General features: G+C 63.1%; 18 protein-coding genes. 12 read left to right on the forward strand and 6 right to left on the reverse strand.

The window, feature by feature from the left end; all coding sequences use genetic code 11:
• Nucleotides 1–183: 183 nt before the first annotated feature.
• Entirely contained in the window at nt 184–804 is a 621-nt protein-coding gene (gene mobA / locus J6524_RS31145) for a molybdenum cofactor guanylyltransferase MobA (protein ID WP_225677717.1), read from the reverse strand.
• Nucleotides 794–1,684, reverse strand: coding sequence for a formate dehydrogenase accessory sulfurtransferase FdhD (locus J6524_RS31150; protein ID WP_225677718.1), 891 nt, complete (start codon nt 1,682–1,684; stop codon nt 794–796). Before J6524_RS31150 ends, mobA begins: the two co-directional genes overlap by 11 nt.
• Nucleotides 1,685–1,902: 218 nt before the next feature.
• Here J6524_RS31150 and mobB point away from each other — a divergent pair, with 218 nt between their 5' ends.
• The 5 genes from mobB to fdhF all read left to right on the forward strand — a co-directional run bounded on the left by mobB (nt 1,903) and on the right by fdhF (nt 8,750).
• The gene (mobB, locus tag J6524_RS31155) at nt 1,903–2,430 is read left to right on the forward strand and encodes a molybdopterin-guanine dinucleotide biosynthesis protein B (RefSeq protein ID WP_225677719.1); all 528 of its coding nucleotides are present in this window, start codon (nt 1,903–1,905) and stop codon (nt 2,428–2,430) included.
• An 8-nt stretch (nt 2,431–2,438) separates the two neighbouring features.
• Nucleotides 2,439–3,695 (forward strand): molybdopterin molybdotransferase MoeA, encoded by a 1,257-nt coding sequence (locus J6524_RS31160; protein WP_225677720.1) that lies wholly within the window; start codon nt 2,439–2,441, stop codon nt 3,693–3,695.
• 42 nt (nt 3,696–3,737) lie between these two features.
• Complete coding sequence (locus tag J6524_RS31165) at nt 3,738–3,977, forward strand: sulfurtransferase TusA family protein (protein ID WP_225677721.1); 240 nt, start codon at nt 3,738–3,740, stop codon at nt 3,975–3,977.
• A 301-nt stretch (nt 3,978–4,278) separates the two neighbouring features.
• A complete protein-coding gene (locus J6524_RS31170) occupies nt 4,279–5,988 on the forward strand; it encodes an NADH-ubiquinone oxidoreductase-F iron-sulfur binding region domain-containing protein (RefSeq protein WP_225677722.1) in 1,710 nt (569 codons plus the stop codon).
• Nucleotides 5,985–8,750: a formate dehydrogenase subunit alpha gene (gene fdhF / locus J6524_RS31175; RefSeq protein WP_225677723.1), complete on the forward strand. Its 2,766-nt coding sequence runs from the start codon at nt 5,985–5,987 to the stop codon at nt 8,748–8,750. The genes J6524_RS31170 and fdhF overlap by 4 nt, the downstream gene beginning before the upstream one ends.
• A gap of 187 nt (nt 8,751–8,937) precedes the next feature.
• Here fdhF and J6524_RS31180 read toward each other — a convergent pair whose 3' ends face one another.
• Both J6524_RS31180 and J6524_RS31185 read right to left on the reverse strand, forming a co-directional pair.
• Nucleotides 8,938–10,107: a LysM peptidoglycan-binding domain-containing protein gene (locus J6524_RS31180; protein ID WP_225677724.1), complete on the reverse strand. Its 1,170-nt coding sequence runs from the start codon at nt 10,105–10,107 to the stop codon at nt 8,938–8,940.
• Between the two features lie 92 nt (nt 10,108–10,199).
• On the reverse strand, nt 10,200–10,667 hold the full coding sequence (locus J6524_RS31185) for a hypothetical protein (RefSeq protein WP_225677725.1): 468 nt from the start codon (nt 10,665–10,667) through the stop codon (nt 10,200–10,202).
• Nucleotides 10,668–11,037: 370 nt separating this feature from the next.
• Here J6524_RS31185 and J6524_RS31190 point away from each other — a divergent pair, with 370 nt between their 5' ends.
• The 7 genes from J6524_RS31190 to J6524_RS31220 all read left to right on the forward strand — a co-directional run bounded on the left by J6524_RS31190 (nt 11,038) and on the right by J6524_RS31220 (nt 19,965).
• Nucleotides 11,038–11,127, forward strand: a complete 90-nt coding sequence (locus tag J6524_RS31190) for a K(+)-transporting ATPase subunit F (RefSeq protein ID WP_225677726.1) — start codon at nt 11,038–11,040, stop codon at nt 11,125–11,127.
• 115 nt (nt 11,128–11,242) lie between these two features.
• Nucleotides 11,243–12,946, forward strand: coding sequence for a potassium-transporting ATPase subunit KdpA (gene kdpA, locus J6524_RS31195; RefSeq protein ID WP_225677727.1), 1,704 nt, complete (start codon nt 11,243–11,245; stop codon nt 12,944–12,946).
• 24 nt (nt 12,947–12,970) lie between these two features.
• Nucleotides 12,971–15,082, forward strand: coding sequence for a potassium-transporting ATPase subunit KdpB (kdpB, locus tag J6524_RS31200; protein WP_225677728.1), 2,112 nt, complete (start codon nt 12,971–12,973; stop codon nt 15,080–15,082).
• A 108-nt stretch (nt 15,083–15,190) separates the two neighbouring features.
• Nucleotides 15,191–15,793: a K(+)-transporting ATPase subunit C gene (locus J6524_RS31205; RefSeq protein ID WP_225677729.1), complete on the forward strand. Its 603-nt coding sequence runs from the start codon at nt 15,191–15,193 to the stop codon at nt 15,791–15,793.
• 41 nt (nt 15,794–15,834) lie between these two features.
• A complete protein-coding gene (locus J6524_RS31210) occupies nt 15,835–18,549 on the forward strand; it encodes a DUF4118 domain-containing protein (RefSeq protein ID WP_225677730.1) in 2,715 nt (904 codons plus the stop codon).
• Nucleotides 18,546–19,235: a response regulator gene (locus J6524_RS31215; protein WP_225677731.1), complete on the forward strand. Its 690-nt coding sequence runs from the start codon at nt 18,546–18,548 to the stop codon at nt 19,233–19,235. The genes J6524_RS31210 and J6524_RS31215 overlap by 4 nt, the downstream gene beginning before the upstream one ends.
• A gap of 124 nt (nt 19,236–19,359) precedes the next feature.
• On the forward strand, nt 19,360–19,965 hold the full coding sequence (locus tag J6524_RS31220; protein ID WP_225677732.1) for a pyridoxamine 5'-phosphate oxidase family protein: 606 nt from the start codon (nt 19,360–19,362) through the stop codon (nt 19,963–19,965).
• An 8-nt stretch (nt 19,966–19,973) separates the two neighbouring features.
• On the opposite strand, the gene J6524_RS31225 is transcribed toward J6524_RS31220, so the two are convergent.
• Both J6524_RS31225 and J6524_RS31230 read right to left on the reverse strand, forming a co-directional pair.
• Nucleotides 19,974–21,581, reverse strand: a complete 1,608-nt coding sequence (locus J6524_RS31225) for an AMP-binding protein (RefSeq protein ID WP_225677733.1) — start codon at nt 21,579–21,581, stop codon at nt 19,974–19,976.
• 113 nt (nt 21,582–21,694) lie between these two features.
• The coding region (locus J6524_RS31230) for a Ku family protein (RefSeq protein WP_512699575.1) at nt 21,695–22,094 on the reverse strand (400 nt) is incomplete at its 5' end.

Here is a 22,094-nt window from a genome sequence, read left to right on the forward strand (position 1 = left end):
CGGCACCCTATGAGCAACTCCATTAAATTGCATTAATCTGAAGCCGAAATCATGACTGAATTCTTCAATCTCCAGGTAGTTAAGACCGCTGGCGCTTATCCCGTCGTCGAGGCGTCGAGTGTGTGACGGCGTTGGGATTCCTCGCGTCGCGGATGCTACGTGCTGGCAGCATCCGGGGCAGGATCACCTACCGTCCAGCGCCGCCAGCCGTTCAGCTTCCGCGATATCATCGACGGTGTTGGCGTTGAAGAACGGATCGAGCGGTTCGACGGACCATGTCACCGTGGCCAGCCGGTAGCGCGCGGTCCAGCGATCGATCTTCCTGATGCCCTCGACCACAAGAGCGTGACGGAGCTCTTCGCGCAAGTTGACGCTCCATAAACCAATCACCGGATGCGACTGGCCGTCGGAAGCGGCGACAGCCAGTTCGGCATTCTCCGCTTCCAGTGCGCCGCGTAACCGGGATACCAGATCGCGCGGCAGGAACGGGCAGTCCGCGGCGGCGCTGAGGATAAGTTTCACATCGGGCCGGTTCGCCGCAACCCAATCGAGCGCTGCCAGAATGCCGGCGAGCGGGCCGGGGAAATCGGCCACGCCGTCGGCAACGACCGGCAAGCCGAATGCCGCAAAGCGCGCCGGATCGCCATTGGCGTTCAGGATCAAGCCGTCGCATTGCGGCGCAAGCCGCGCGATCACCCGGTCCAAAATGGTGCGGCCACCAATGGTGCGCATCGGCTTGTCGCCGCCGCCCATCCGCCGCGCGAGCCCGCCTGCCAGGAGAACGCCAGGAATTCTAGTCGTCACGCTCTTCGCCCTTGCGCTTGTGCCGCGCGGACTCCTCCTCGACGTAGTCGAGATTCTGGTCGAACACGATCCGCTCCTGTCCAGACAGCGCGATGAAACGCTTGCCGCGTGTGCGCCCGACCAGCGTCAGCCCAACCTGCCGTGCCAGCTCGACACCCCACGCGGTGAAGCCCGAGCGCGAGACGAGAATGGGAATGCCCATCCGCACCGTCTTGATCACCATCTCCGAGGTGAGGCGGCCGGTGGTGTAGAGGATCTTGTCGGCGGGATCGACGCCATGGCGATAGATCCAGCCGGCGATCTTGTCGACGGCATTGTGGCGGCCAACGTCTTCGGTGTAGCAGATCGGCCGTCCTTCCTTGCACAGCACGCAGCCATGGATCGCGCCGGCCTCCAGATAGAGCGAGGGCATGGTGTTGATCGTGCGCGTCATCTCGTAGAGCCACGACGTGCGCAACTCGGCCTTCGGCAGCGCGACGCTTTCCACCGCTTCCAGGAGATCACCAAACGCGGTGCCTTGCGCGCAACCGGACGTCTGCGTGCGCTTCTTCAGCTTTGCCTCGAAATTGGTGTGGTGCTCGGTGCGCACCACCACGACCTGCAAATCGTCGTCGTACTCGACCTCGGTGACGATGTCGTCGTATTTGAGCATGTTCTGGTTGAGAAGGTAGCCGAGCGCCAGATATTCCGGATAGTCGCCGATCGTCATCATGGTGACGATCTCCTGGGCGTTTAGATACAGCGTCAGCGGCCGCTCCATCGGCACCCGGATCTCGACGGTCGCGCCGGTCTGGTCGGTGCCGGCGACGCGCTCGGTCAGCCGCGGATCCTCGGGATTCGGCACAATCAGGGGGGCGGGGGCTTTTTCCATCTTCATCATAGGACGCAGGTTAGCATGACTTTGTCTCTGGGCTGATATAAGGACCGGAGTTAACAAGTCACGGCCTACCCGTCATGGCCAGGCTTGTCCCGGCCATCCACGTCCTTCTTTCGGCGATAGTCTCAAGACGTGGATGCCTGGGGCTTCTAGGGTGAAGACGCGCTTCGCACTTTTGCCCGGGCATAACGACGATACAAGCGCTGCCGCCGGAGTATGGGATGAAAGTAATAGGCCTAGCGGGATGGAGCGGTGCCGGCAAGACGACCTTGCTGACGCGAGCGATCCCGCAATTCGCAAAACAGGGCCTTCGCGTTTCCGTGATCAAGCACGCCCATCATGCCTTCGATGTCGACGTGCCCGGCAAAGATTCCTGGCGGCACCGCGAGGCTGGTGCCGCCGAGGTCCTGGTTTCTTCGAATCGGCGCTGGGCCCTGATGCACGAGTTGCGAGGTGCTGCCGAGCCGAGGTTGTCCGAATTGCTGGCGAAAATGTCGCGGGTGGATCTCGTCGTCGTCGAGGGTTTCAAGCGCGAGCCGCACCGCAAGATCGAGGTCTATCGCGCCGCCAATGGCAAGCCGCTGCTGTTTCCCGACGATCCCGGCATCGTCGGTATTGCGACCGACACAACGGTTGAAACCACGCTGCCGACCGCCCATCTCGACGATATCGAGGCGGTTGCGGCGATGATGCTGAAATCGGCGATCTCGCTCGAAGACGTATTGGCCAAATGCGAAGCTGAGGGCTGATCAGGCACATGGCGCAATTGTCGGACGATTGCTTTGCCTTCGGTGGCCCGATGATGTCGGTCGATGAGGCCGTCGGTCTCATTGCCACGCGTGTGACGCCCGTTGTGGACGTCGAGACGGTTACGCTCGCGCAAGCCGATGGCCGCGTTCTCGCGCATGATATTCTCGCTCCGCTGCCGCTGCCGCCGTTCACCAATTCCGCCGTTGATGGCTATGCGGTGTCAAGCCGCGATCTGCCGCAGAAAGACGAACAGACTTTTCCGGTGATCGGGCGTGTTCAGGCCGGCAGTACCGCGTCTGCGCCGATCAAGCCAGGGCATGCGATGCGCATTTTTACCGGTGCACCGATGCCGGAAGGCGCCGACACCGTGTTCATGCAGGAAGATGTCCGCGTTGACGGCGACAGCGTTGCGCTTCCCGCGGGGCTCAAGCCCGGCGCCAATGTGCGGCCCGCGGGCGAGGACATTCCATTGGGCTTTGCGGCGCTAAAGGCGGGCCAGCGGCTGCGGCCGCAGGACGTTGCGCTCGCCGCTGCTTTTGGCCTGACCGGACTTGATGTCGTCAGGCGCCTTCGTGTCGCGGTGTTCTCCACCGGCAACGAGTTGGCCTCACCCGGTGAAATGCGCGCGGCGCCGCAATTGTTCGATTCCAACCGTTTCATGCTGATGGCGATGCTGGTGCGGCTCGGCTGCGAGGTCAGTGATCTCGGGATCATCAGGGACGACCGTGCCGCGCTCGCCCGTGCGCTGCAGGACGTTGCCGCCGCGCACGACCTGATACTCACCACCGGCGGCGTTTCGACTGGCGAGGAGGATCACGTCAAGGCAAGCGTGGAGAGTGTGGGTCGGCTGGTGCTGTGGCGGATGGCGATCAAGCCGGGTCGTCCTGTTGCGATGGGCATCATCGGCGGCACGCCTTTCATCGGATTGCCCGGCAATCCGGTGGCGAGTTTTGTTACCTTCGTCCACGTGGTGCGGCCGACAATCCTGGCGCTATCAGGTGCGCAGCCTGAGCCGCTGACGCCGATGCCGGTCCGTGCCGCCTTCACCTACAAGAAGAAGATTTCGCGCCGCGAGTATGTCCGCGTCAGCCTGCGCAAGGGCGCGGACGGCGCGCTGGAAGCGGTGAAGTTTCCGCGCGAAGGCGCAGGGCTGTTGTCCTCGCTGGCGGATACCGACGGCCTGGTCGAACTCGGAGAAGACGTCACGCAGGTCTCCCCCGGCCAGACAGTCGGGTTCCTTTCTTATGCGGGTCTGATCAATTGATGTCCGTTGACGATGCGGGGTTGCTTCGCCATGGTCACTCGCATGAGCACGACAAAACTTGATCTCACCGGTCTCAAATGCCCGTTGCCGGCGCTGAAAACGCGCAAGGCGTTGAAGTCGATCACGCCGGGCAGTTTCCTGGAAGTTCACTGCACCGATCCGCTCTCAGTGATCGACATTCCGAATTTGATTCGTGAAACCGGCGACAAGGTCGAGATAGCTGAGCGCGCGGAAAGCCGTATCGTTTTCCTGATCGAGAAGGCGGCCGTCCCCGGGAACTGAGCCGGCTAGATCAGAGTGGCTCTCCGATCATTTTGAATCCACATCGATTAATCGCAAACCAAAATCGATGCGCGTTCGCAATCGCAGCATGAGACGGCTTTATTGATCTCGGGATCAATTCGCGCTCTCATTCGTCATCGGCAAGGCAGGCACTGCGTTGGTTCGCTCCTGGCGCGCATAAATCGAACTGCGCCGCCGATCGCCGCCTTAAATGCTTACCAATGAGCGATAATTTTCTTGGCATCTGGCATGCCACGGGCTAAGCTTTCGCTTAACAACAGGCAGGGAACGAGACGTTTCGATGGATCATGACGTACAACTAGTCCGCTCGTTCGAACATCCGGGCGCGGGACGGAAGCGGGCCAAGGCGACGCCGAAGGGCCGCCAGGTCGATCCCACCGCCGCCCACGAGATCGAGCTGCTGCTCGGCGACCGGCCGCGGCGCCGCGATCTCCTGATCGAGCACCTGCATCTGATCCAGGACAAGTATCACCAGATCTCGGCGGCGCATCTGGCGGCGCTTGCCGACGAGATGAAGCTGTCGTTTGCGGAAGTGTTCGAGACCGCGACGTTCTATGCGCATTTCGACGTGGTGAAGGAGGGCGCGCCTGACATCGCGCCGCTGACCATCCGCGTCTGCGATTCGCTGACCTGCGCCATGATGGACGCGGAGAAGCTGCTGCACGAATTGCAGAACAAGGCCGGCCCGGGCATCCGCGTGGTGCGCGCGCCCTGCGTTGGCCGCTGTGACACCGCGCCCGCCGCTGAAGTCGGCCACCACTTCGTCGATCATGCCACGGTGACGAATGTGCTCGCCGCAGCCAAGGCCGGCGAGACTCATACGCATCTGCCCAAATATACTGACTACGACGCCTATGTCGCCGACGGCGGCTACAAGCTTTTAAACCGTTTGCGCTCCGGCGCGATGACGAAAGAAGATCTCCTGAAGGCGCTCGACGACGCCTCGTTGCGCGGGCTCGGCGGCGCGGGCTTCCCGACCGGACGCAAATGGCGCGCGGTGCTGGGCGAGCCAGGCCCGCGGCTGATGGCCATCAACGGCGATGAGGGCGAGCCCGGCACCTTCAAGGATCGCTACTATCTCGAAACCGATCCGCATCGCTTCATCGAGGGCATGCTGATCGGCGCGCATGTGGTCGAGGCGAGCGATGTCTACATTTACATCCGCGACGAATATCCGGCTTCGCGCGAAATCCTCACCCGTGAAATCGCCAAATTGCCGCCGGGCGGCCCGGTACTGCACATGCGCCGCGGCGCGGGCGCTTACATCTGCGGCGAGGAATCCTCCCTACTCGAAAGCATTGAAGGCAAGCGCGGCCTGCCCAGGCACAAGCCGCCTTATCCGTTCCAGGTCGGCCTGTTCGGCCTGCCGACGCTGATCAACAATGTCGAGACGCTGTGGTGGGTGCGCGACATCGTCGAGAAGGGCGCCGACTGGTGGAAGAGCCACGGCCGCAACGACCGCCACGGTCTGCGGAGCTATTCGGTCTCCGGCCGCGTGAAGAATCCCGGTATGAAGCTGGCGCCGGCCGGCATCACCGTGCGCGAACTGATCGACGAGTTCTGCGGCGGCATGGCCGATGGCCACACCTTTCACGCCTATCTGCCGGGCGGCGCGTCGGGCGGCATCTTGCCGGCGTCGATGGACAACATCCCGCTCGATTTCGGCACGCTGGAGAAATACGGCTGCTTCATTGGTTCGGCCGCCATCGTGATCATGTCCGAGCAGGACAGCGTGAAGGATGCGGCGCTGAACCTGATGAAGTTCTTCGAGGATGAAAGCTGCGGGCAGTGCACGCCGTGCCGGGTCGGCACCCAGAAGGCGGCGCTTTTGATGCAGCGGCCGGTTTGGGACCGCGAACTGCTCGATCAGCTGAGCCAGGCGATGCGCGATGCCTCGATCTGCGGGCTTGGACAAGCCGCCTCGAATCCGCTGACGTCAGTGATTAAGTATTTTCCGGAAGAATTCGTGCCGAAAGAGGCTGCGGAATGACCAAGATCAAGTTCGAGCTCGACGGCCAACAGGTTGAGGCCAATGCGGGCGAGACCATCTGGCAGGTTGCCAAGCGCCACCAGAAGGAAATCCCGCATCTCTGCTATTCACCCGAGCCCGACTACCGGCCCGACGGCAACTGCCGCGCCTGCATGGTCGAGATCGAGGGCGAGCGCGTGCTGGCCGCGTCCTGCAAGCGCACGCCGAGCGTCGGCATGAAGGTGAAGACTGAGAGCGCGCGTGCGGTTGCGGCGCAGAAAATGGTGATGGAGCTCTTGGTCGCCGACCAGCCGGCGCGCGAGACCTCCCACGATCCCGATTCGAAATTCTGGCACTGGGCCGAGAAGGTCGAGGTGACCGAGAGCCGTTTCCCCGCGGCCGAGCGGTGGCAGAGCGACACCAGCCATCCCGCGATGAGCGTCAATCTCGACGCCTGCATCCAGTGCGGCCTCTGCGTGCGCGCCTGCCGCGAGGTGCAGGTCAACGACGTCATCGGCATGGCCTATCGCAATGCCGGCGCCAAGATCGTGTTCGACTTCGACGATCCGATGGGTGAATCGACCTGCGTCGCCTGTGGCGAATGCGTGCAGGCCTGCCCGACCGGCGCGCTGATGCCCTCGGTGATGCTGGACGAGAAGCAGACCCGCGTCACTTACGCGGACAAGAAGATCGACTCGCTGTGCCCGTTCTGCGGCGTCGGCTGTCAGGTCACCTATCAGGTCAAGGACGAGAAAGTCATCTACGCCGAGGGCCGCGACGGCCCGGCCAACCACAACCGCCTCTGTGTCAAGGGCCGCTTCGGTTTCGACTACATCCACCATCCGCATCGGCTGACCAAGCCGCTGGTACGGCTGCCCAATGCCAAGAAGGACGCCAACGATCAGGTCGATCCGGCTAATCCGTTCACACATTTCCGCGAAGCCTCGTGGGAAGAGGCGCTCGACATCGCAGCCAAGGGCCTCGTGAAGATTCGCGATGAGAAGGGCGTCAAGGCGCTCGCCGGCTTCGGCTCCGCCAAGGGCTCGAACGAAGAGGCCTACCTGTTCCAGAAGCTGGTGCGCACCGGCTTTGGCTCCAACAATGTCGATCACTGCACGCGGCTGTGCCACGCTTCATCAGTGGCGGCGCTGATGGAAGGACTTAACTCGGGCGCGGTGTCGGCGCCGTTTGCGGCGGCGATGGACGCCGAAGTCATCATCGTGATCGGCGCTAATCCGACCGTGAACCATCCGGTTGCTGCGACCTATCTCAAGAACGCGGCCAAGCGCGGCGCCAAGCTGATCGTGATGGATCCGCGCCGGCAGGCGTTGTCGCGTTACGCCTGGAAGCATCTCGCCTTCAAGCCCGGCAGCGACGTCGCGATGCTGAATGCGATGCTGCACACCATCATCACCGAAGGGCTGACCGATCAGCAATACATCGCGGGCTACACCGAGGGCTTTGACGAGCTTGCCGAGCGCATCAAGGAATTCCCGCCGGAGAAGATGGAAGCGATCTGCGGCATTCCGGCGGAGACGCTGAAGGAAGTGGCGCGGGTCTACGCGCGCTCACAGGCCTCCATCATCTTCTGGGGCATGGGCATCAGTCAGCACATCCACGGCACCGACAACGCACGCTGCCTGATCGCGCTGGCGCTGACAACTGGCCAGGTCGGCCGCCCCGGCACCGGCCTGCATCCGCTGCGCGGCCAGAACAACGTACAGGGCGCTTCCGACGCCGGCCTGATCCCGATGTTCCTGCCGGATTATCAGCCGGTAGGCCGCACCGATCTGCGCGAGCCCTTCGAAAAACTCTGGGGTCAGGACCTCGATCCTGTGCGAGGTCTCACCGTGGTCGAGATCATGAATGCGATCCATGCCGGCCAGATCACGGGCATGTATATCGAGGGCGAAAACCCCGCGATGTCGGATCCAGATCTGCAGCATGCGCGCGAAGCGCTCGCCAGGCTCGATCATCTGGTGGTGCAGGACCTCTTCGTCACTGAAACCGCGTTCCACGCCGATGTGATCCTGCCGGCCTCGGCCTTCGCCGAGAAGAGCGGCACCTTCACCAACACTGACCGCCGCGTGCAGCTCGCGCGTGAGGTGGTCCGGCCGCCGGGCGATGCGCGGCAGGATCTCTGGATCATCCAGGAAATCGGCAAACGTATGGGCCTGCCGTGGAACTACAACGGCCCGGCCGATGTGTTCGCCGAGATGACAGAGGTGATGCCGTCCTTGAAGAACATCACCTGGGAGCGGCTGGTAAGCGAAGGTGCGGTGACTTATCCGGTCGACGATCCGAACAAGCCCGGCAACGAGATCATCTTCACCACGGGATTCCCGACCGAGAGCGGCCGCGGCAAGATCGTACCGGCCAAGGTGGTCCCGCCGGATGAACTGCCCGATGCCGAATACCCGATGATCCTCTCCACGGGGCGCGTGCTCGAGCACTGGCACACCGGCTCGATGACTCGCCGGTCCAGCGTGCTCGACCAGATCGAGCCGGAGGCGGTGGCGTTCATGGCGCCGAAGGATATGCGCAAGCTCGGCGTCTGGCCCGGCGATTTCATCCGCCTGCAAACCCGCCGTGGCGCGGTCGAGGTCAAGGTGCGCTCCGACGGCGACGTGCCCGAGAACATGGTTTTCATGCCGTTCTGCTACGCGGAAGCGGCGGCGAACCTTTTGACCAACCCCGCGCTCGATCCGTTCGGCAAGATTCCCGAATTCAAGTTTTGCGCGGTGCGTGCGGAAAAGGTGGCACTGCAAACGGCGGCGGAGTAGCGCGGACGTAGTCCTCAGTCATTGCGAGCCAACGGGTCGCGCGAACGCGCGCCCGACGACAAGGCTCCGAAGCAATCCATGTCTCCGCTTGCGCGAGATCGATTGCTTCGTCGCTTTGCTCCTCGTAACGAGGCCAAGTGATCTCGTACGGATGACCGAAGCGATACCTAGGACCAGTGTCCGCGCTTCACTGCGCCGGCAGGACAAAGACCTGGCCGGGATAGATCAGGTTGGGATTGCGGATCTGTCCCTTGTTCGCCTTGTAGATCACGGCGTAGCGCGTCCCTGCGCCGTACGATTGTTGGCTGAGGCGCCAGAGGCTGTCGCCGGGGGACACCGTTGTGGTCGTGATCTTCGGCACCACCACGGCGGAGGGCGGCGAGCCATTGTCCGGCAAGACGGTCGTTCCTGCGGCGGCAAGCTGCGGCTGTTGTGGCGCTGCTGAATCCGGACGCTTGGACGCCGCGGCCTGTGCCGATACGGAAGCGGTTGTGTCGGGCGCGTTGAAGGGCACCTCGGCGCGTGCGCGCACGGTGCCGCTACTCGACGTCTCGTCCAGCCTGACGCGGTAGTTGCCCGGCGCGACCCCTTCGTTGATGGTGACTGCAAAACGTCCGTCCGCGCCCGATGTGACCGACGTAACGAAACTGTCGTTGAGGTAAAGCCTCAAGGACGCGCCGGGGCGTGCCTGGCCGCTCACATGGAACTTGCCGCCCCGCTCGACCTCGACGGTTTCCACGACCACAGCGCCGGCCACCGGTTTCGGCGCAGCCGGCTGCGACAACACCACGGTGGGCTTATCCGGCGTGACCAGCGCGACGATCGGCCGATCTGTCGATTGCGGCTCCAGCGCTGTCGTCACGCGCTGTTTGGAGGTGGTCTGCTGGCCGTCCGCTTGTTTGGCGCGCAGCGTCAGATCGTAGGTGCCTGGAGGAAGCCTGGGCGGGATGATGACGAACTGCCCGGACTTGTCTGCAACCGCGCGATCATGCACTTCGCCGTCGCGCAGCAGTTCCACGGTTGCGCCCGGCGCTGCCCGGCCCGCGATGACGGCTTCGCCCGATGGCTCGATGCGGGCAACGTCGAATGTCGGCACGCCGTCGCTCCTCTCCGGCGATGGCGGCGGTCCGATCAGCGCGTCGACGACAGCGTTTGCTTGCGACTTGGCGTTCGCGAGCGAGGCCGCACTCTGCTCCCGCGTATCAGGCGTAGGCTGCGAGATCGTCGGCGCGGCTGTTGCAACCATGGTGTCAGCCGGCGGCTCGTGGCGCACGTACTGAACGGCGAACACCACGCCACCGGCGGCAACGACCGCCACTAGGGGAAGAACTATTCGGCTAATCGATATGGCAGTCATGTTGCTCACCCGCCTGCCTGATCGCTGGCTCGGCTCTACTTTATACCCTCTCAAGCAAGGAGGGTACTGATTTGCAACAGGAAATCACGGGTTTACGCGAAATTGTCGCTGCAAATCGCCTCCCAGAGAGGGCTGGCATCTCGTGGCACGGCTGGGACGCTGGTGCGGCTCCGCGGCGTGCTGATCTGCCGCGCTTCGACCAGAGCGCTCAGGATTGCGAGGGCAAGGTCGGCGTGCCGGGATTCGACCGATTGATCGAGCCAGTCCGGCAGCTCGCGCTGGCGCGACAGCGCGCAGTACCATTCGCCCTCGTCATAGGCGAGGCGGCGGATCTGCCATTGCGGCAGTTCGAGATCGATCAGCGCCAGCGCGGCGTCGGTCCAGGCCTGCGATTCGATCAGCCGCTCGATGCGGGCGCTTTTGAAATTCCGGTCCATTGATGGAAAGCGCCGGCAGGTGGCGTGGATAATATCGGACAGGAATTCGGCCGTGACGCAGCGGGCTTCGCGAAGCCGGTCGCCGAGTTCGGCGGGAGCTTGCTGTTCCAAGAGAAGTGACATGGCGTCGTCTCGTTGATGGCGCGGCTGTCACGGCAACCGCATTCTCCAACTGGCAAAAAAGCCATTTGAAAACGAGAGGAGGTGAGAGACGGAGTTATAGGCATTTCATGGTGCCCTCCTTCTCCACAAGGGGAGACGGAGGAGCGCGTCTTTATGAGATTCCTATAACGTTCCTGTTGCTCCCTTCTCGAAAACCTATGCGTCCGGTGGCACTTCAGCCCGGAACCTGGCCATCCATTGTGGTCTGCGGTTCGCGACGCACAGGAGCATTCCCAATGCTGGATATTCTCATGATGGCGCTTGCCCTCGTCTTCTTCGTCGCGGGCATCGGTTACGCCTACGCCTGCGAGTGGCTTTAGGGGAGGTCGCCATGAGCTTCGATTATTCGCTCGCCGGTATCGTCTCGCTCGGCCTCCTATTCTACCTGACTTACGCGCTGCTGCGGCCGGAGCGGTTCTGAGGTCCGCCATGACTGCGCTTGCCGCCATCATGCTGGCATTCGTTGCGACCGCATCGCTGCTCGTCGGGCTCGTCAACCTGCTGCTGGCTGCACGGAAATCCTGAGGAAAACTGCCATGACACTCATCGGCTGGATCCAGATTCTTCTCTACTGCGCGATCGTGGTCGCGCTGGTAAAGCCGCTCGGCTGGTACATGACGTGCGTCTTCAACGGCGAGCGCACGTTTATGTCTCCGATCCTCCGGCCGGTGGAAACCGTGCTCTACCGGATCGGCGGCGTCGACGAGAAGCGCGAGCAGCATTGGTTGACCTATACGGTCGCCATGCTGCTGTTCCATGTCGGCGGCTTCCTGATCATCTACGGCCTGATGCGGCTGCAGGCGCTGTTGCCGTTCAATCCGGCGGAACAGGGCGCGGTAGCCCCGGACCTTTCCTTCAACACCGCGATCTCCTTCATCACCAACACCAACTGGCAGAACTACGGCGGTGAAAGCACGCTGTCCTATCTGACCCAGATGGCGGGTCTGACGCACCAGAACTTCCTGTCGGCGGCGACCGGCATTGCGCTGGCGGTGGCGCTGATCCGCGGCTTTTCGCGCTCCTCGATGCGCACGATCGGCAATTTCTGGGTCGATGTGACGCGTTGCACCCTCTACGTGCTGCTACCGATTTGCATCGTCTACACGCTGTTCCTGGTGTGGCAGGGCATGCCGCAGACGCTTGGCGCCTATGTCGAGGCCACGACGCTGGAAGGTGCGAAACAGACCATCGCTGTCGGTCCCGTCGCCTCGCAGGTAGCGATCAAGATGCTCGGCACCAATGGAGGCGGCTTCTTCAATGCCAACGCCGCGCATCCCTTCGAGAATCCGACAGCGCTGTCGAACTTCGTGCAGATGATCTCGATCTTCGCGATCGGCGCCGCGCTGACCAACGTGTTCGGCCGTATGGTCGGTAACGAACGCCAGGGTTGGGCGATCCTCGCCGTGATGGGCGTGCTGTTCCTATCAGGCGTCGCCGTCACCTATTGGGCCGAGGCTAACGGCACCTCGACGCTTGCTTCGCTCGGCCTGACCGGCGGCAACATGGAAGGCAAGGAGGTTCGCTTCGGCATCGTCGCGTCCTCGCTGTTTGCGGTCATCACTACGGCGGCCTCGTGCGGCGCGGTTAACGCGATGCATGACTCGTTTACTGCGATTGGCGGCATGATCCCGCTGATCAACATGCAACTCGGCGAGATCATCGTCGGCGGCGTTGGCGCCGGTCTTTACGGCATGCTGCTGTTCGTCGTGCTGGCGATCTTCGTTGCCGGCCTGATGGTCGGCCGCACGCCGGAATATGTCGGCAAGAAGATCGAGGCGCGCGAAGTCAAGATGGCGATGCTCGCGATCCTGGTGCTGCCGCTGATGTATCTTGGCTGGACCGCGGTAGCGGTGGTGCTGCCGTCGGCAGTGGCATCGATGGCCAATGCCGGGCCGCACGGCTTTACCGAGGTGCTCTACGCCTTTACCTCGGCCACGGGCAACAATGGCTCGGCGTTCGCCGGGCTGACCGGCAACACCTTCTTCTACAATTTGACCCTCGCCAGTTCGATGTTCGTCGGCCGCTTCTTCATGATCGTGCCGGTGATGGCGATGGCGGGCTCGCTCGCCGCCAAGAAGTCGATCCCGCCCTCGGCCGGCACGCTGCCGACCACCGGCAGCCTGTTCGTCGGGCTCGTGGTTGGCGTGATCCTGATCATTGGCGGCCTCACCTTCTTCCCGGCGCTGGCGCTCGGGCCGATCGTCGAACACCTCGCCATGAACGCCAATGCCCTGTTCTAAGTGACGCCTTCCGGAGTTACGTCCATGGAAACCATGAAACTGCAGAAAAAGACAACGGCGTCGGCAATGCTTGATCCGAAGATCGTCGTGCCCGCCATCCGCGCAGCCTTTGTGAAACTCGACCCGCGGCTGATGATCAAGAATCCCGTGATGTTCGTGGTCGAGGTCGTCGCCGCGCTCACCACCGTGATCTTCCTTCGCAACCTGGTGACGGGCGGGGAGAATCTCGCCTTCACCTTCCAGATCATCCTGTGGCTCTGGTTCACCGTGCTGTTCGCCAATTTCGCCGAAGCCGTCGCCGAAGGCCGCGGCAAGGCGCAGGCGGAATCGCTGAAGAAGACCCGCACCGAGAGCAAGGCGAAATTACTGGAAGGCTCCGATCGGACCTGTCGGCTGGTTTCCGGCACCAGCCTCAAAGTCGGTGACATCGTGTTGGTCGAAGCCGGCGATAACATTCCATCCGATGGCGAGGTGATCGAAGGTGTCGCCTCGGTCAACGAAGCCGCGATCACCGGTGAATCCGCGCCCGTGATCCGCGAATCCGGTGGCGATCGCTCGGCGGTGACCGGCGGCACGCAGGTGCTCTCCGACTGGATCCGCGTCCGGATCACGGCGGCGCAAGGCTCGACCTTCATCGACCGCATGATCAAGCTGGTGGAGGGTGCCGAGCGGCAGAAGACGCCGAACGAGATCGCGCTCAACATCCTGCTCGCGGGGCTCACCATCATTTTCGTATTCGCCACTGTGACGATCCCGAGCTATGCGGCCTATGCCGGCGGCTCGATCTCGGTCGTGGTGCTGGTGGCGCTGTTCGTCACGCTGATTCCGACCACGATTGGCGCGCTGCTATCCGCCATCGGCATCGCCGGCATGGACCGCCTGGTGCGCTTCAACGTGCTCGCGATGTCCGGCCGTGCGGTCGAGGCCGCCGGGGATGTCGACACGCTGCTGCTGGACAAGACCGGCACCATCACGCTCGGCAATCGCCAGGCGACGGCGTTACGTCCCGTCCGCGGTGTTACCGAGCAGGAGCTGGCGGACGCCGCGCAGCTCGCCTCGCTCGCCGACGAAACGCCGGAAGGCCGCTCGATCGTCGTGCTGGCGAAGGAGAAATACGGCATCCGCGGCCGCGACATGAAGGAGCTCAACGCCACCTTCATTCCCTTCACCGCGCAGACTCGCATGAGCGGCATCGACGCCGGTTCGCTGTCGGTCCGCAAGGGCGCGGTCGATGCCATCCTCAGCTATGTCAGTGGCGGCGTGTCGCAGACGGTGGCTTCAGGCAATACGGTTCGCGCGCTCCAGCCTGTCCTGAGTGAACTCGGCCGTGAGGTGCGGACGATTTCCGATGAGATCTCCAAGGCCGGCGGCACCCCGCTGGCGGTGGCGCGCGACGGCAAGCTGCTTGGCGTCGTGCACCTGAAGGATATCGTCAAGGGCGGCATCCGCGAACGCTTTGCCGAGCTACGCCGCATGGGCATCCGCACCATCATGATCACCGGCGATAATCCAATGACGGCGGCGGCCATCGCCGCCGAAGCCGGCGTCGACGATTTCCTGGCGCAGGCAACGCCGGAGGACAAGCTGAAGCTGATCCGCGACGAGCAGGCCAAGGGCAAGCTGGTCGCGATGTGCGGCGACGGCACCAACGATGCGCCGGCGCTGGCGCAGGCTGATGTCGGCGTCGCCATGAATACGGGCACGCAGGCGGCGCGCGAGGCCGGCAACATGGTCGACCTCGATTCCAACCCGACCAAGCTGATCGAGGTGGTCGAGATCGGCAAGCAGCTCTTGATGACGCGCGGCGCGCTGACGACGTTCTCGATCGCCAACGACGTCGCGAAGTATTTCGCCATCATTCCGGCGATGTTCCTGGCCTTCTATCCGCAGCTCGAGGTTCTCAACGTCATGCACCTCGCAAGCCCGCAGAGTGCCATCCTGTCCGCAATCATCTTCAACGCGCTGATCATCATCGCGCTGATCCCGCTGGCGCTGAAAGGCGTCGCCTATCGCGCGGTCGGGGCAGGAGCGCTGCTTCGCCGCAACCTCTTAGTCTACGGCCTCGGCGGCATCATCGTTCCCTTCATCGGCATCAAGGCCATCGACATCGCCGTAGCGGCCTTGGGATTGGCATAACGCGTCATTGCGAGGAGCAAAGCGACGAAGCAATCCATCTATCCGCTCGTGGCGCCGTGGATTGCTTTGCTTCGCTCGCAATGACGGAGAAACTTACGGAGACCTACAATGCTCAGAGAAATCCGCCCCGCCATTCTCATTCTGCTGCTACTCACCGCGATCACTGGCCTTGCCTATCCCCTCGCGATGACCGCCATCGCTGGCACGATCTTTCCAAAGCAGGCGCGAGGCAGCCTGATCGAGAAGGATGGCAAGGTCATTGGCTCCGCGCTGATCGGGCAGGAGTTCAAGGAAGACAAGTATTTCCACGGCCGCCCATCCGCGATCTCGGCGCCCGACCCAGCTGATTCGTCCAAGACGGTCTCTGCGCCCTATAACGCGGCCAATTCCGGTGGATCGAATCTCGGGCCGACCAGCAAGGCACTGGCGGACCGGATCAAGGAAGACGTGGAGAAGCTGAAGGCCGAAAACCCTTCCACGCCGGTGCCGATCGATCTCGTCACCACTTCTGCCAGCGGGCTCGATCCCGATATCTCGCCGGAAGGTGCGCTATTCCAGGTGCCGCGGGTGGCCAAGGCCCGTAACCTGCCGGAAGACCGCGTCCGCCAGTTGGTTATCGAGCACATCCAGGGCCGCATGGCTGGATTGCTCGGGGAGCTCAGAGTTAACGTATTGGCGCTGAATCTGGCGCTGGACGAGGCTTCGAAATGAGACCGGCTAGGCCCGCTGGCAGGTGAGGACTATATTGCCGCATGGTCCAAACCCGCCGTGACCCCGAACAGCGTCCTTCGCCGGAAGCCCTTCTGGAGGCGGCCCGGCGCGAGGATAGCCGTGTCGGCCGGCTCAAGATTTTTGTCGGCGCTGCGCCGGGCGTCGGCAAAACCTACGAGATGCTACAGAGCGCCCATGCCAAGAAGGCCGGCGCTGACGTCGTCATCGGCATCGTCGAAACCCATGGACGGGCCGAGACTGAAGCGCTGCTGAAGGGTCTCGAGGTGCTGCCGCGGAAGCGGCTCACCTACAAGGAGCAGACGCTCGAGGAAATGGACCTCGATGCGCTGATCGCGCGGCGGCCGCAGATCGCACTCGTTGACGAGCTCGCCCATACCAACGCGCCGGGCAGCCGTCACCCCAAGCGCTATCTCGATGTCGAGGAGCTGCTGTCGCACGGCATCGACGTTTACTCGGCGGTCAACATCCAGCACATTGAAAGCCTCAATGATGTGGTCGCTCAGATCACGCATGTGCGGGTGCGCGAGACCGTGCCGGACCGGATATTCGACCGTGCCGATGCCATTGAGCTGGTCGACCTTACGCCCGACGACCTGATCCAGCGGCTGAAGGAGGGCAAGGTCTACGTCTCCAAGCAGGCCGAGCGGGCGCTGGAGCATTATTTCTCGCCGGGCAACCTAACCGCGTTGCGCGAACTGGCGCTGCGGCGTACCGCCGAACGCGTCGACGAGCAGTTGCTCACGCATATGAAGGCCAACGCCATTGCGGGTCCCTGGGCCGCCGGCGAGCGCATTCTCGTCTGCGTCAGCGAGGATCCGCGCGCAGCAGGCCTTGTGCGCTACACCAAGCGCCTGGCGGACCGGCTGCACGCGCAATGGACCGCGATCAGCATCGAGACAAGGCGCAGCATGCAACTGACCGACGAACAACGCGACCGGCTGGCCGACACCATGCGGCTCGCCGAAGCGCTCGGCGGCGAGGCGCTGACCATACCCGGCGTCGGCCGCCGCATCGCCGATGACCTGATCAGTTTCGCTCACGCCAACAATGTGACTCAGATAGTCATCGGCAAGTCGACGCGTTCCTGGTGGTTCGAGCTGACGCGCGGCTCGGTGGTGCACGATCTGGTGCGTCGCGCCGGCAATATCAGTGTGCACGTGATCGCTGGGGACGAGCAAGGTGTAGCGAAAACAGCGGTTCAGACCGCGGCACGGCAGGAGCCGTTCAATCCGCGACCTTATATGATGGCACTGCTGTTCGTCGCCATGGGCCTTGGCGCCGCCAGACTGATTCAACCGCTGTTCGGTGGGATCGAGAATGTCGATCTGGTTTTCCTCACCGCGGTTGTCGGTGTTGCTGCGCGTTACGGGCTTTGGCCTTCGCTATTGGCAAGCGTCGCAGCGTCGTTGTGCTACAACTTCTTCTTCCTGCCGCCGGTCCACACCTTCACCATCACCGATCCCATCAACGTCACGGCGTTCTTTTTCTTCATGCTGATTGCGCTGCTGGTTTCCAATGTCGCGGCGCGGGTGCGGTCGCAGGCCGATACCGCGATCGGCCGGGTGCGGACCACCGAATCGCTTTACGCTTTCAGCCGCAAGCTGGCGGGCACAGCCACGCTGGATGACGTATTGTGGGCCACCGCCTATCAGACCGCACTGATGCTGAGAGTGCGCGTGGTGCTATTGTTGCCGGAGGATGGCGTGCTGACGGTGAAGTCGGGTTATCCGCCGGAGGACCAGCTCGATCAGGCCGATCTCGCCGCCGCCAACTGGGCCTGGAGCAATGATCGCCCGGCCGGCCGCGGCTCGGACACGCTCCCCGGCGCCAAGCGGCTGTTCCTGCCGATGCGCACCGGCCGCGGCGCGATCGGTGTCATCGGCATCGACGACGACCGCACCGGGCCGCTGCTGACGCCGGATCAGCGCCGCCTCCTTGATGCGCTGGTCGATCAGGGCGCGCTCGCGATTGAGCGGGTGCTGCTGGTGGAGGACATGGACCGCGTCAAGCGCACGGTGGAATCCGACCGGCTGCGCGGTGCGCTCCTGACCTCGATTTCGCACGATCTGAAGACGCCGCTGGCGTCGGTGCTCGGCGCGGCCTCGACCTTGCGCGACCTCGGCGCCGGACTGACGGACGCGCAGAAGAACGATCTGCTTGCTACCATGATCGAGGAATCCGAGCGGCTCAACCGCTTCATCGCCAACCTGCTCGACATGACCAAGCTCGAATCCGGCGCCATCGTGGCCAACATCGCGCCGCATGACGTCGGCGAGATCGTCGGCAGCGCGCTGCGGCGCGCAAGCAAGATTCTGATCCACCACAAGGTGTCGCTGGACCTCAGCCCCAATCTGCCGATGCTGCAGCTCGATGCCGTGCTGTTCGAACAGGTGCTGTTCAACCTGCTCGACAACGCTGCGAAATATGCTCCCGCCGGCACTACGATTTCGATCAGGAGCGCGCGCGATCAGGGAACCGTCTCGCTTCAGATACTGGACGAGGGTGGCGGCATTCCGCCGGAAGAGCTTGAAAGCGTGTTCGACAAGTTCTATCGCGCGCAGAAGGGCGATCACGTTCGCCCGGGCACCGGCCTGGGGCTAGCGATTTCGCGCGGTTTTGTCGAGGCGATGCGCGGCACGATCTCGGCCGCCAACCGTGCCGATCGTTCCGGCGCCATCGTCACCATCCGATTACCGGTGCCGGCGGTGCCAGATTCGCTGGATACCGCCGCATGAGCGCCGCTTCGATCAAGGTTCTGGTCATCGACGATGAGCCGCCGATCCGCAAATTGCTGCGGATGGGGTTGAGCACGCAGGGCTATGAGATCCTCGAAGCCTCCAACGGCAAGCTGGCGCTGGAAAAGCTCGCCGACAGCCTGGCGCTGATCATCCTCGATCTCGGTCTGCCCGACATCCAGGGACATGATCTCCTGCGCATGATCCGCGGCCGCAACGAAAGCGTGCCGATCGTGGTGCTGTCGAGCCGTGGCGACGAGGCCGGCAAGGTGCAGGCGCTCGATCTCGGCGCCGACGATTACCTGACCAAGCCGTTTGGCATGGACGAATTATTGGCGCGAATGCGCGCCGCGCTGCGGCATCAGCTGCAGGTGCAGGGCGAACGGCCGGTGTTTCGCGCTGGCGACCTTTCCGTTGATCTGGTCCGCCGCATCGTCAAGGTCGGCGAGCGCGAGGTAAAACTGTCGCCGAAGGAGTACGAGTTGCTTCGTGTACTGGTGCAGCACGCCGGCAAGGTGCTGACCCATCGCTTTCTACTGAAGGAGCTGTGGGACGAACTCACGGACGCGCAGTATCTGCGCGTCTATGTCCGCCAGCTCCGCCAGAAGATCGAAGCCGATCCCGAGCGTCCGCAATTCGTGCTGACCGAAACCGGCATCGGCTACCGGTTGCGCGCGCCGGATTAATCAGACCTCCGATAGATAAATGCACCTGTCGTGCAGGCCAGCTTGCCGCATGCGACGGCAGCACAAAATGCTATGCTCTCTGGCGGGCACCACCGCGGGCCCGGATGGAGGAGGACGCAACGCCATGGCTGAGAGCGTCATGTATCACGAAGGCAACCGGCAACTGCAGGATCGGTTCGACAGCCGCCGGATCTCAGACCGGCTGGAAGAAAAACTGATGCGGAAGGAATTCACCGCCGACGACAAGCAGTACATCGAAAGCCTGCCGTACTTCTTCCTGGCGACGGCCGATGCCGAGGGGCGTCCCGATTGCTCGTTCAAGGGCGGAGCGCCCGGCTTTGTGCGCGTCACCGGGCCTTCCGAACTTGCGTTCCCCGACTACGACGGTAACGGCATGTTCAAGAGCCTCGGCAATATCGTCGTCAATCCCGATGTCGGCCTGCTTTTTATCGCCATGCACGACAAGCCCAAACGTTTGCGGGTCAACGGCAGCGCGAGGGTGAGCGACAATGATCCGCTGCTTGCGGAGACGGTCGGCGCGCAGCTCATCGTTCGCGTCACCGCGCGCGCGATCTTCCCGAATTGTCCGCGCTATATTCCTACGATGGGGGTGATCGAACCATCGATCTATGTGCCGATTGCCGGACAGGATCCGCCGGAGCCGGCGTGGAAGGGCTTTGCCGATTTCAAGGACTGCATCCATCCGCGGCAGCCGACCTTCAAGGGATGAAGCGGCGACTAGATCGCTGTCATTTCTCCCTTCGTCCAGGCCTCCCGCAGCTTGAACTTCTGGATCTTGCCCGATCCGGTCAGCGGAAACGCGTCCACCACGAACCAGTGTTTTGGCGTCTTGTGCGGGGCGAGCGAGGCGCGCATGTAGGCGATCAATTCTTCCTTATCTATCGCGGCGCCCGGCGCCGGCCGAATGAAGGCTGCGACCTCTTCGCCCCATTTCTCGTGGGGAACGCCGATGACGGCGACTTCGCCGACCTTGGGATGCCTAAACAACAGCTCTTCCAGCTCGCGCGGATAGATGTTCTCGCCGCCGCGGATGATCATGTCCTTGAGGCGGCCTTCCACCGTGCAATAGCCTCGCTCATCCATTGCGCAGAGATCGCCGGTGTGCAGCCAGCCATCGGCATCGATCGCAGCCGCCGTGGCATCGGGCATTTCGAAGTAGCCGATCATGACGTGATAGCCGCGGGTGCAGAATTCGCCGATCGTGCCGATTGGCACCGTCTCGCCGGTATTGGGATCGATGATCTTGGTTTCCATGTTGGGCAGCGGCAGGCCGATCGTGTTGGCCTTGTCCTCGACACTGTCATGGGTGCGGGTCTGCGCCGCGACCGGCGAGCATTCGGTCTGGCCGAACACGATGGTGAAGGGGGCCCCGAGCTTTTCTTCCAGTAACCGCACCAGCGCGGCCGGCACTGTGGAGCCGCCCGAGCAGATCGCCTTGACCGACGACAGATCGGTGGTGGCGAATGTCGGATGCTCCAGCATCGCCACCAGCATCGTGGGAACGCCGAGCATGGCATTGCCGCGATAGGTCCCGAGCATTTCCAGCACAAGGCCCGGCTCGAAGGCCTCGACCAGCACCGTGGTCGCGGCCTTCGATACTGCCCCGATCACGCAGCAGACGCAGCCGCCGGTGTGAAACAGCGGCATCGTGGTGACAAAGACGTCACCGTCATCGACGCCCATCCGGTCGGCGGTGTCGGCGCCGTTGTTGAGCAGTCCGCGGTGGCGGAGCAGGGCGCCCTTGGGAAACCCTGTGGTGCCCGAAGTGTACTGGATCATGACGGGATCGTCGGGAGTGACGGCGGGCAGCTTGATGCTCTCGTCATCGCCGGCGGCGATGAAGGTGTCCCAATCGTCGAAGCAGATGATCTCGCGCAGCTCGGGGCAGTTCGGCTTGACTTCCCGCACCGTCTCCAGCATGGGGTTGCCGCGAAAACCGTTGACGACGAAGACGCCGGCCGAGCGCGACTGCTTCAGCACGTACTCGACTTCGCGGGCGCGGAATGCGGGGTTCACCGTCACGAGGATCATGCCCGCCATGCCCGCGCCGAATTCCAGCATCACCCACTCCGGGATATTCTGCGCCCAAACGGCGATGCGCTCGCCGGGCTTGAAGCGCGACAGCAGCGCGCGGGCGGTACGCTCCGCTTCGCGATAAAATTGTGCGTAGGTCCATTGCCGCCGCTGCGTTGGATCAGGAACGCCGGCAATCAGCGCCAGACGATCGGGCGCCGCCTCGGCCGCCTTGCGCAAGAGATCGCCGAACGTCATTTCCCGCACCGCAGGCGTGGTCGGTCCCGCGACGTGCGACTTCGTCAATGCCATCAAATCCTCCCCGGTCCGGCGCCGTTGTGGTCGGCGTCAGTTCCCAGGAGAAAATGCCTGCCGGCTTCGAGTAATGCAAGCGGGGACAGGAAGTGGGCGAAGGAAGGGAAGCGTTAGAAGGAGCAAGTCAGTAACCCCGTCATTGTGAGCGCAGCGACTTGTCCGCCGTTCGCCGTCCGGCGTGCCGGCTCCCGCCGCGCCGTTGAGCGATCCGCCCGCCGCTTCGTCGTTCCCTTGCCCTTCAGGCTCGCCTTCAGCGCGTCCATCAGGTTGATGACGTTGTCGGGCCTTTCTTCAGGCTCAGGCACCTTGAGCGGCTTACCGGAGGCCTTGCGCCGCACCAGCGCCTTCAGCGCGTCCTCATATTCGTCCTTGAACTTCGAGGGATCGAAATGCGCCGCCATCTTATGCAGGATATGTCCTGCGAGCTCGACCATGTCCTTGGTGATCTTCGGCGTCTTGATGCCCTCGAAATAGTCCTCCTCGTCGCGCAGCTCGTAGGGGTAGCGCAGC

The organism is Bradyrhizobium hereditatis (genome assembly GCF_020329435.1).
Classification (GTDB): Bacteria; Pseudomonadota; Alphaproteobacteria; order Rhizobiales; family Xanthobacteraceae; genus Bradyrhizobium; species Bradyrhizobium hereditatis.

What these genes read in the sequence shown, in the direction of transcription:
- J6524_RS31220 (WP_225677732.1), top strand. Translation starts at nt 19,360, where the DNA reads ATGGCTGAGAGCGTCATGTATCACGAAGGCAACCGGCAACTGCAGGAT.
- fdhF (WP_225677723.1), top strand. Translation starts at nt 5,985, where the DNA reads ATGACCAAGATCAAGTTCGAGCTCGACGGCCAACAGGTTGAGGCCAAT.
- J6524_RS31205 (WP_225677729.1), top strand. Translation starts at nt 15,191, where the DNA reads ATGCTCAGAGAAATCCGCCCCGCCATTCTCATTCTGCTGCTACTCACC.
- J6524_RS31150 (WP_225677718.1), bottom strand. Translation starts at nt 1,684, where the DNA reads ATGATGAAGATGGAAAAAGCCCCCGCCCCCCTGATTGTGCCGAATCCC.
- kdpB (WP_225677728.1), top strand. Translation starts at nt 12,971, where the DNA reads ATGGAAACCATGAAACTGCAGAAAAAGACAACGGCGTCGGCAATGCTT.
- J6524_RS31165 (WP_225677721.1), top strand. Translation starts at nt 3,738, where the DNA reads ATGAGCACGACAAAACTTGATCTCACCGGTCTCAAATGCCCGTTGCCG.
- mobB (WP_225677719.1), top strand. Translation starts at nt 1,903, where the DNA reads ATGAAAGTAATAGGCCTAGCGGGATGGAGCGGTGCCGGCAAGACGACC.
- J6524_RS31160 (WP_225677720.1), top strand. Translation starts at nt 2,439, where the DNA reads ATGGCGCAATTGTCGGACGATTGCTTTGCCTTCGGTGGCCCGATGATG.
- J6524_RS31190 (WP_225677726.1), top strand. Translation starts at nt 11,038, where the DNA reads ATGAGCTTCGATTATTCGCTCGCCGGTATCGTCTCGCTCGGCCTCCTA.
- J6524_RS31225 (WP_225677733.1), bottom strand. Translation starts at nt 21,581, where the DNA reads ATGGCATTGACGAAGTCGCACGTCGCGGGACCGACCACGCCTGCGGTG.
- J6524_RS31185 (WP_225677725.1), bottom strand. Translation starts at nt 10,667, where the DNA reads ATGTCACTTCTCTTGGAACAGCAAGCTCCCGCCGAACTCGGCGACCGG.
- kdpA (WP_225677727.1), top strand. Translation starts at nt 11,243, where the DNA reads ATGACACTCATCGGCTGGATCCAGATTCTTCTCTACTGCGCGATCGTG.
- J6524_RS31180 (WP_225677724.1), bottom strand. Translation starts at nt 10,107, where the DNA reads ATGACTGCCATATCGATTAGCCGAATAGTTCTTCCCCTAGTGGCGGTC.
- J6524_RS31215 (WP_225677731.1), top strand. Translation starts at nt 18,546, where the DNA reads ATGAGCGCCGCTTCGATCAAGGTTCTGGTCATCGACGATGAGCCGCCG.
- J6524_RS31170 (WP_225677722.1), top strand. Translation starts at nt 4,279, where the DNA reads ATGGATCATGACGTACAACTAGTCCGCTCGTTCGAACATCCGGGCGCG.
- J6524_RS31210 (WP_225677730.1), top strand. Translation starts at nt 15,835, where the DNA reads ATGGTCCAAACCCGCCGTGACCCCGAACAGCGTCCTTCGCCGGAAGCC.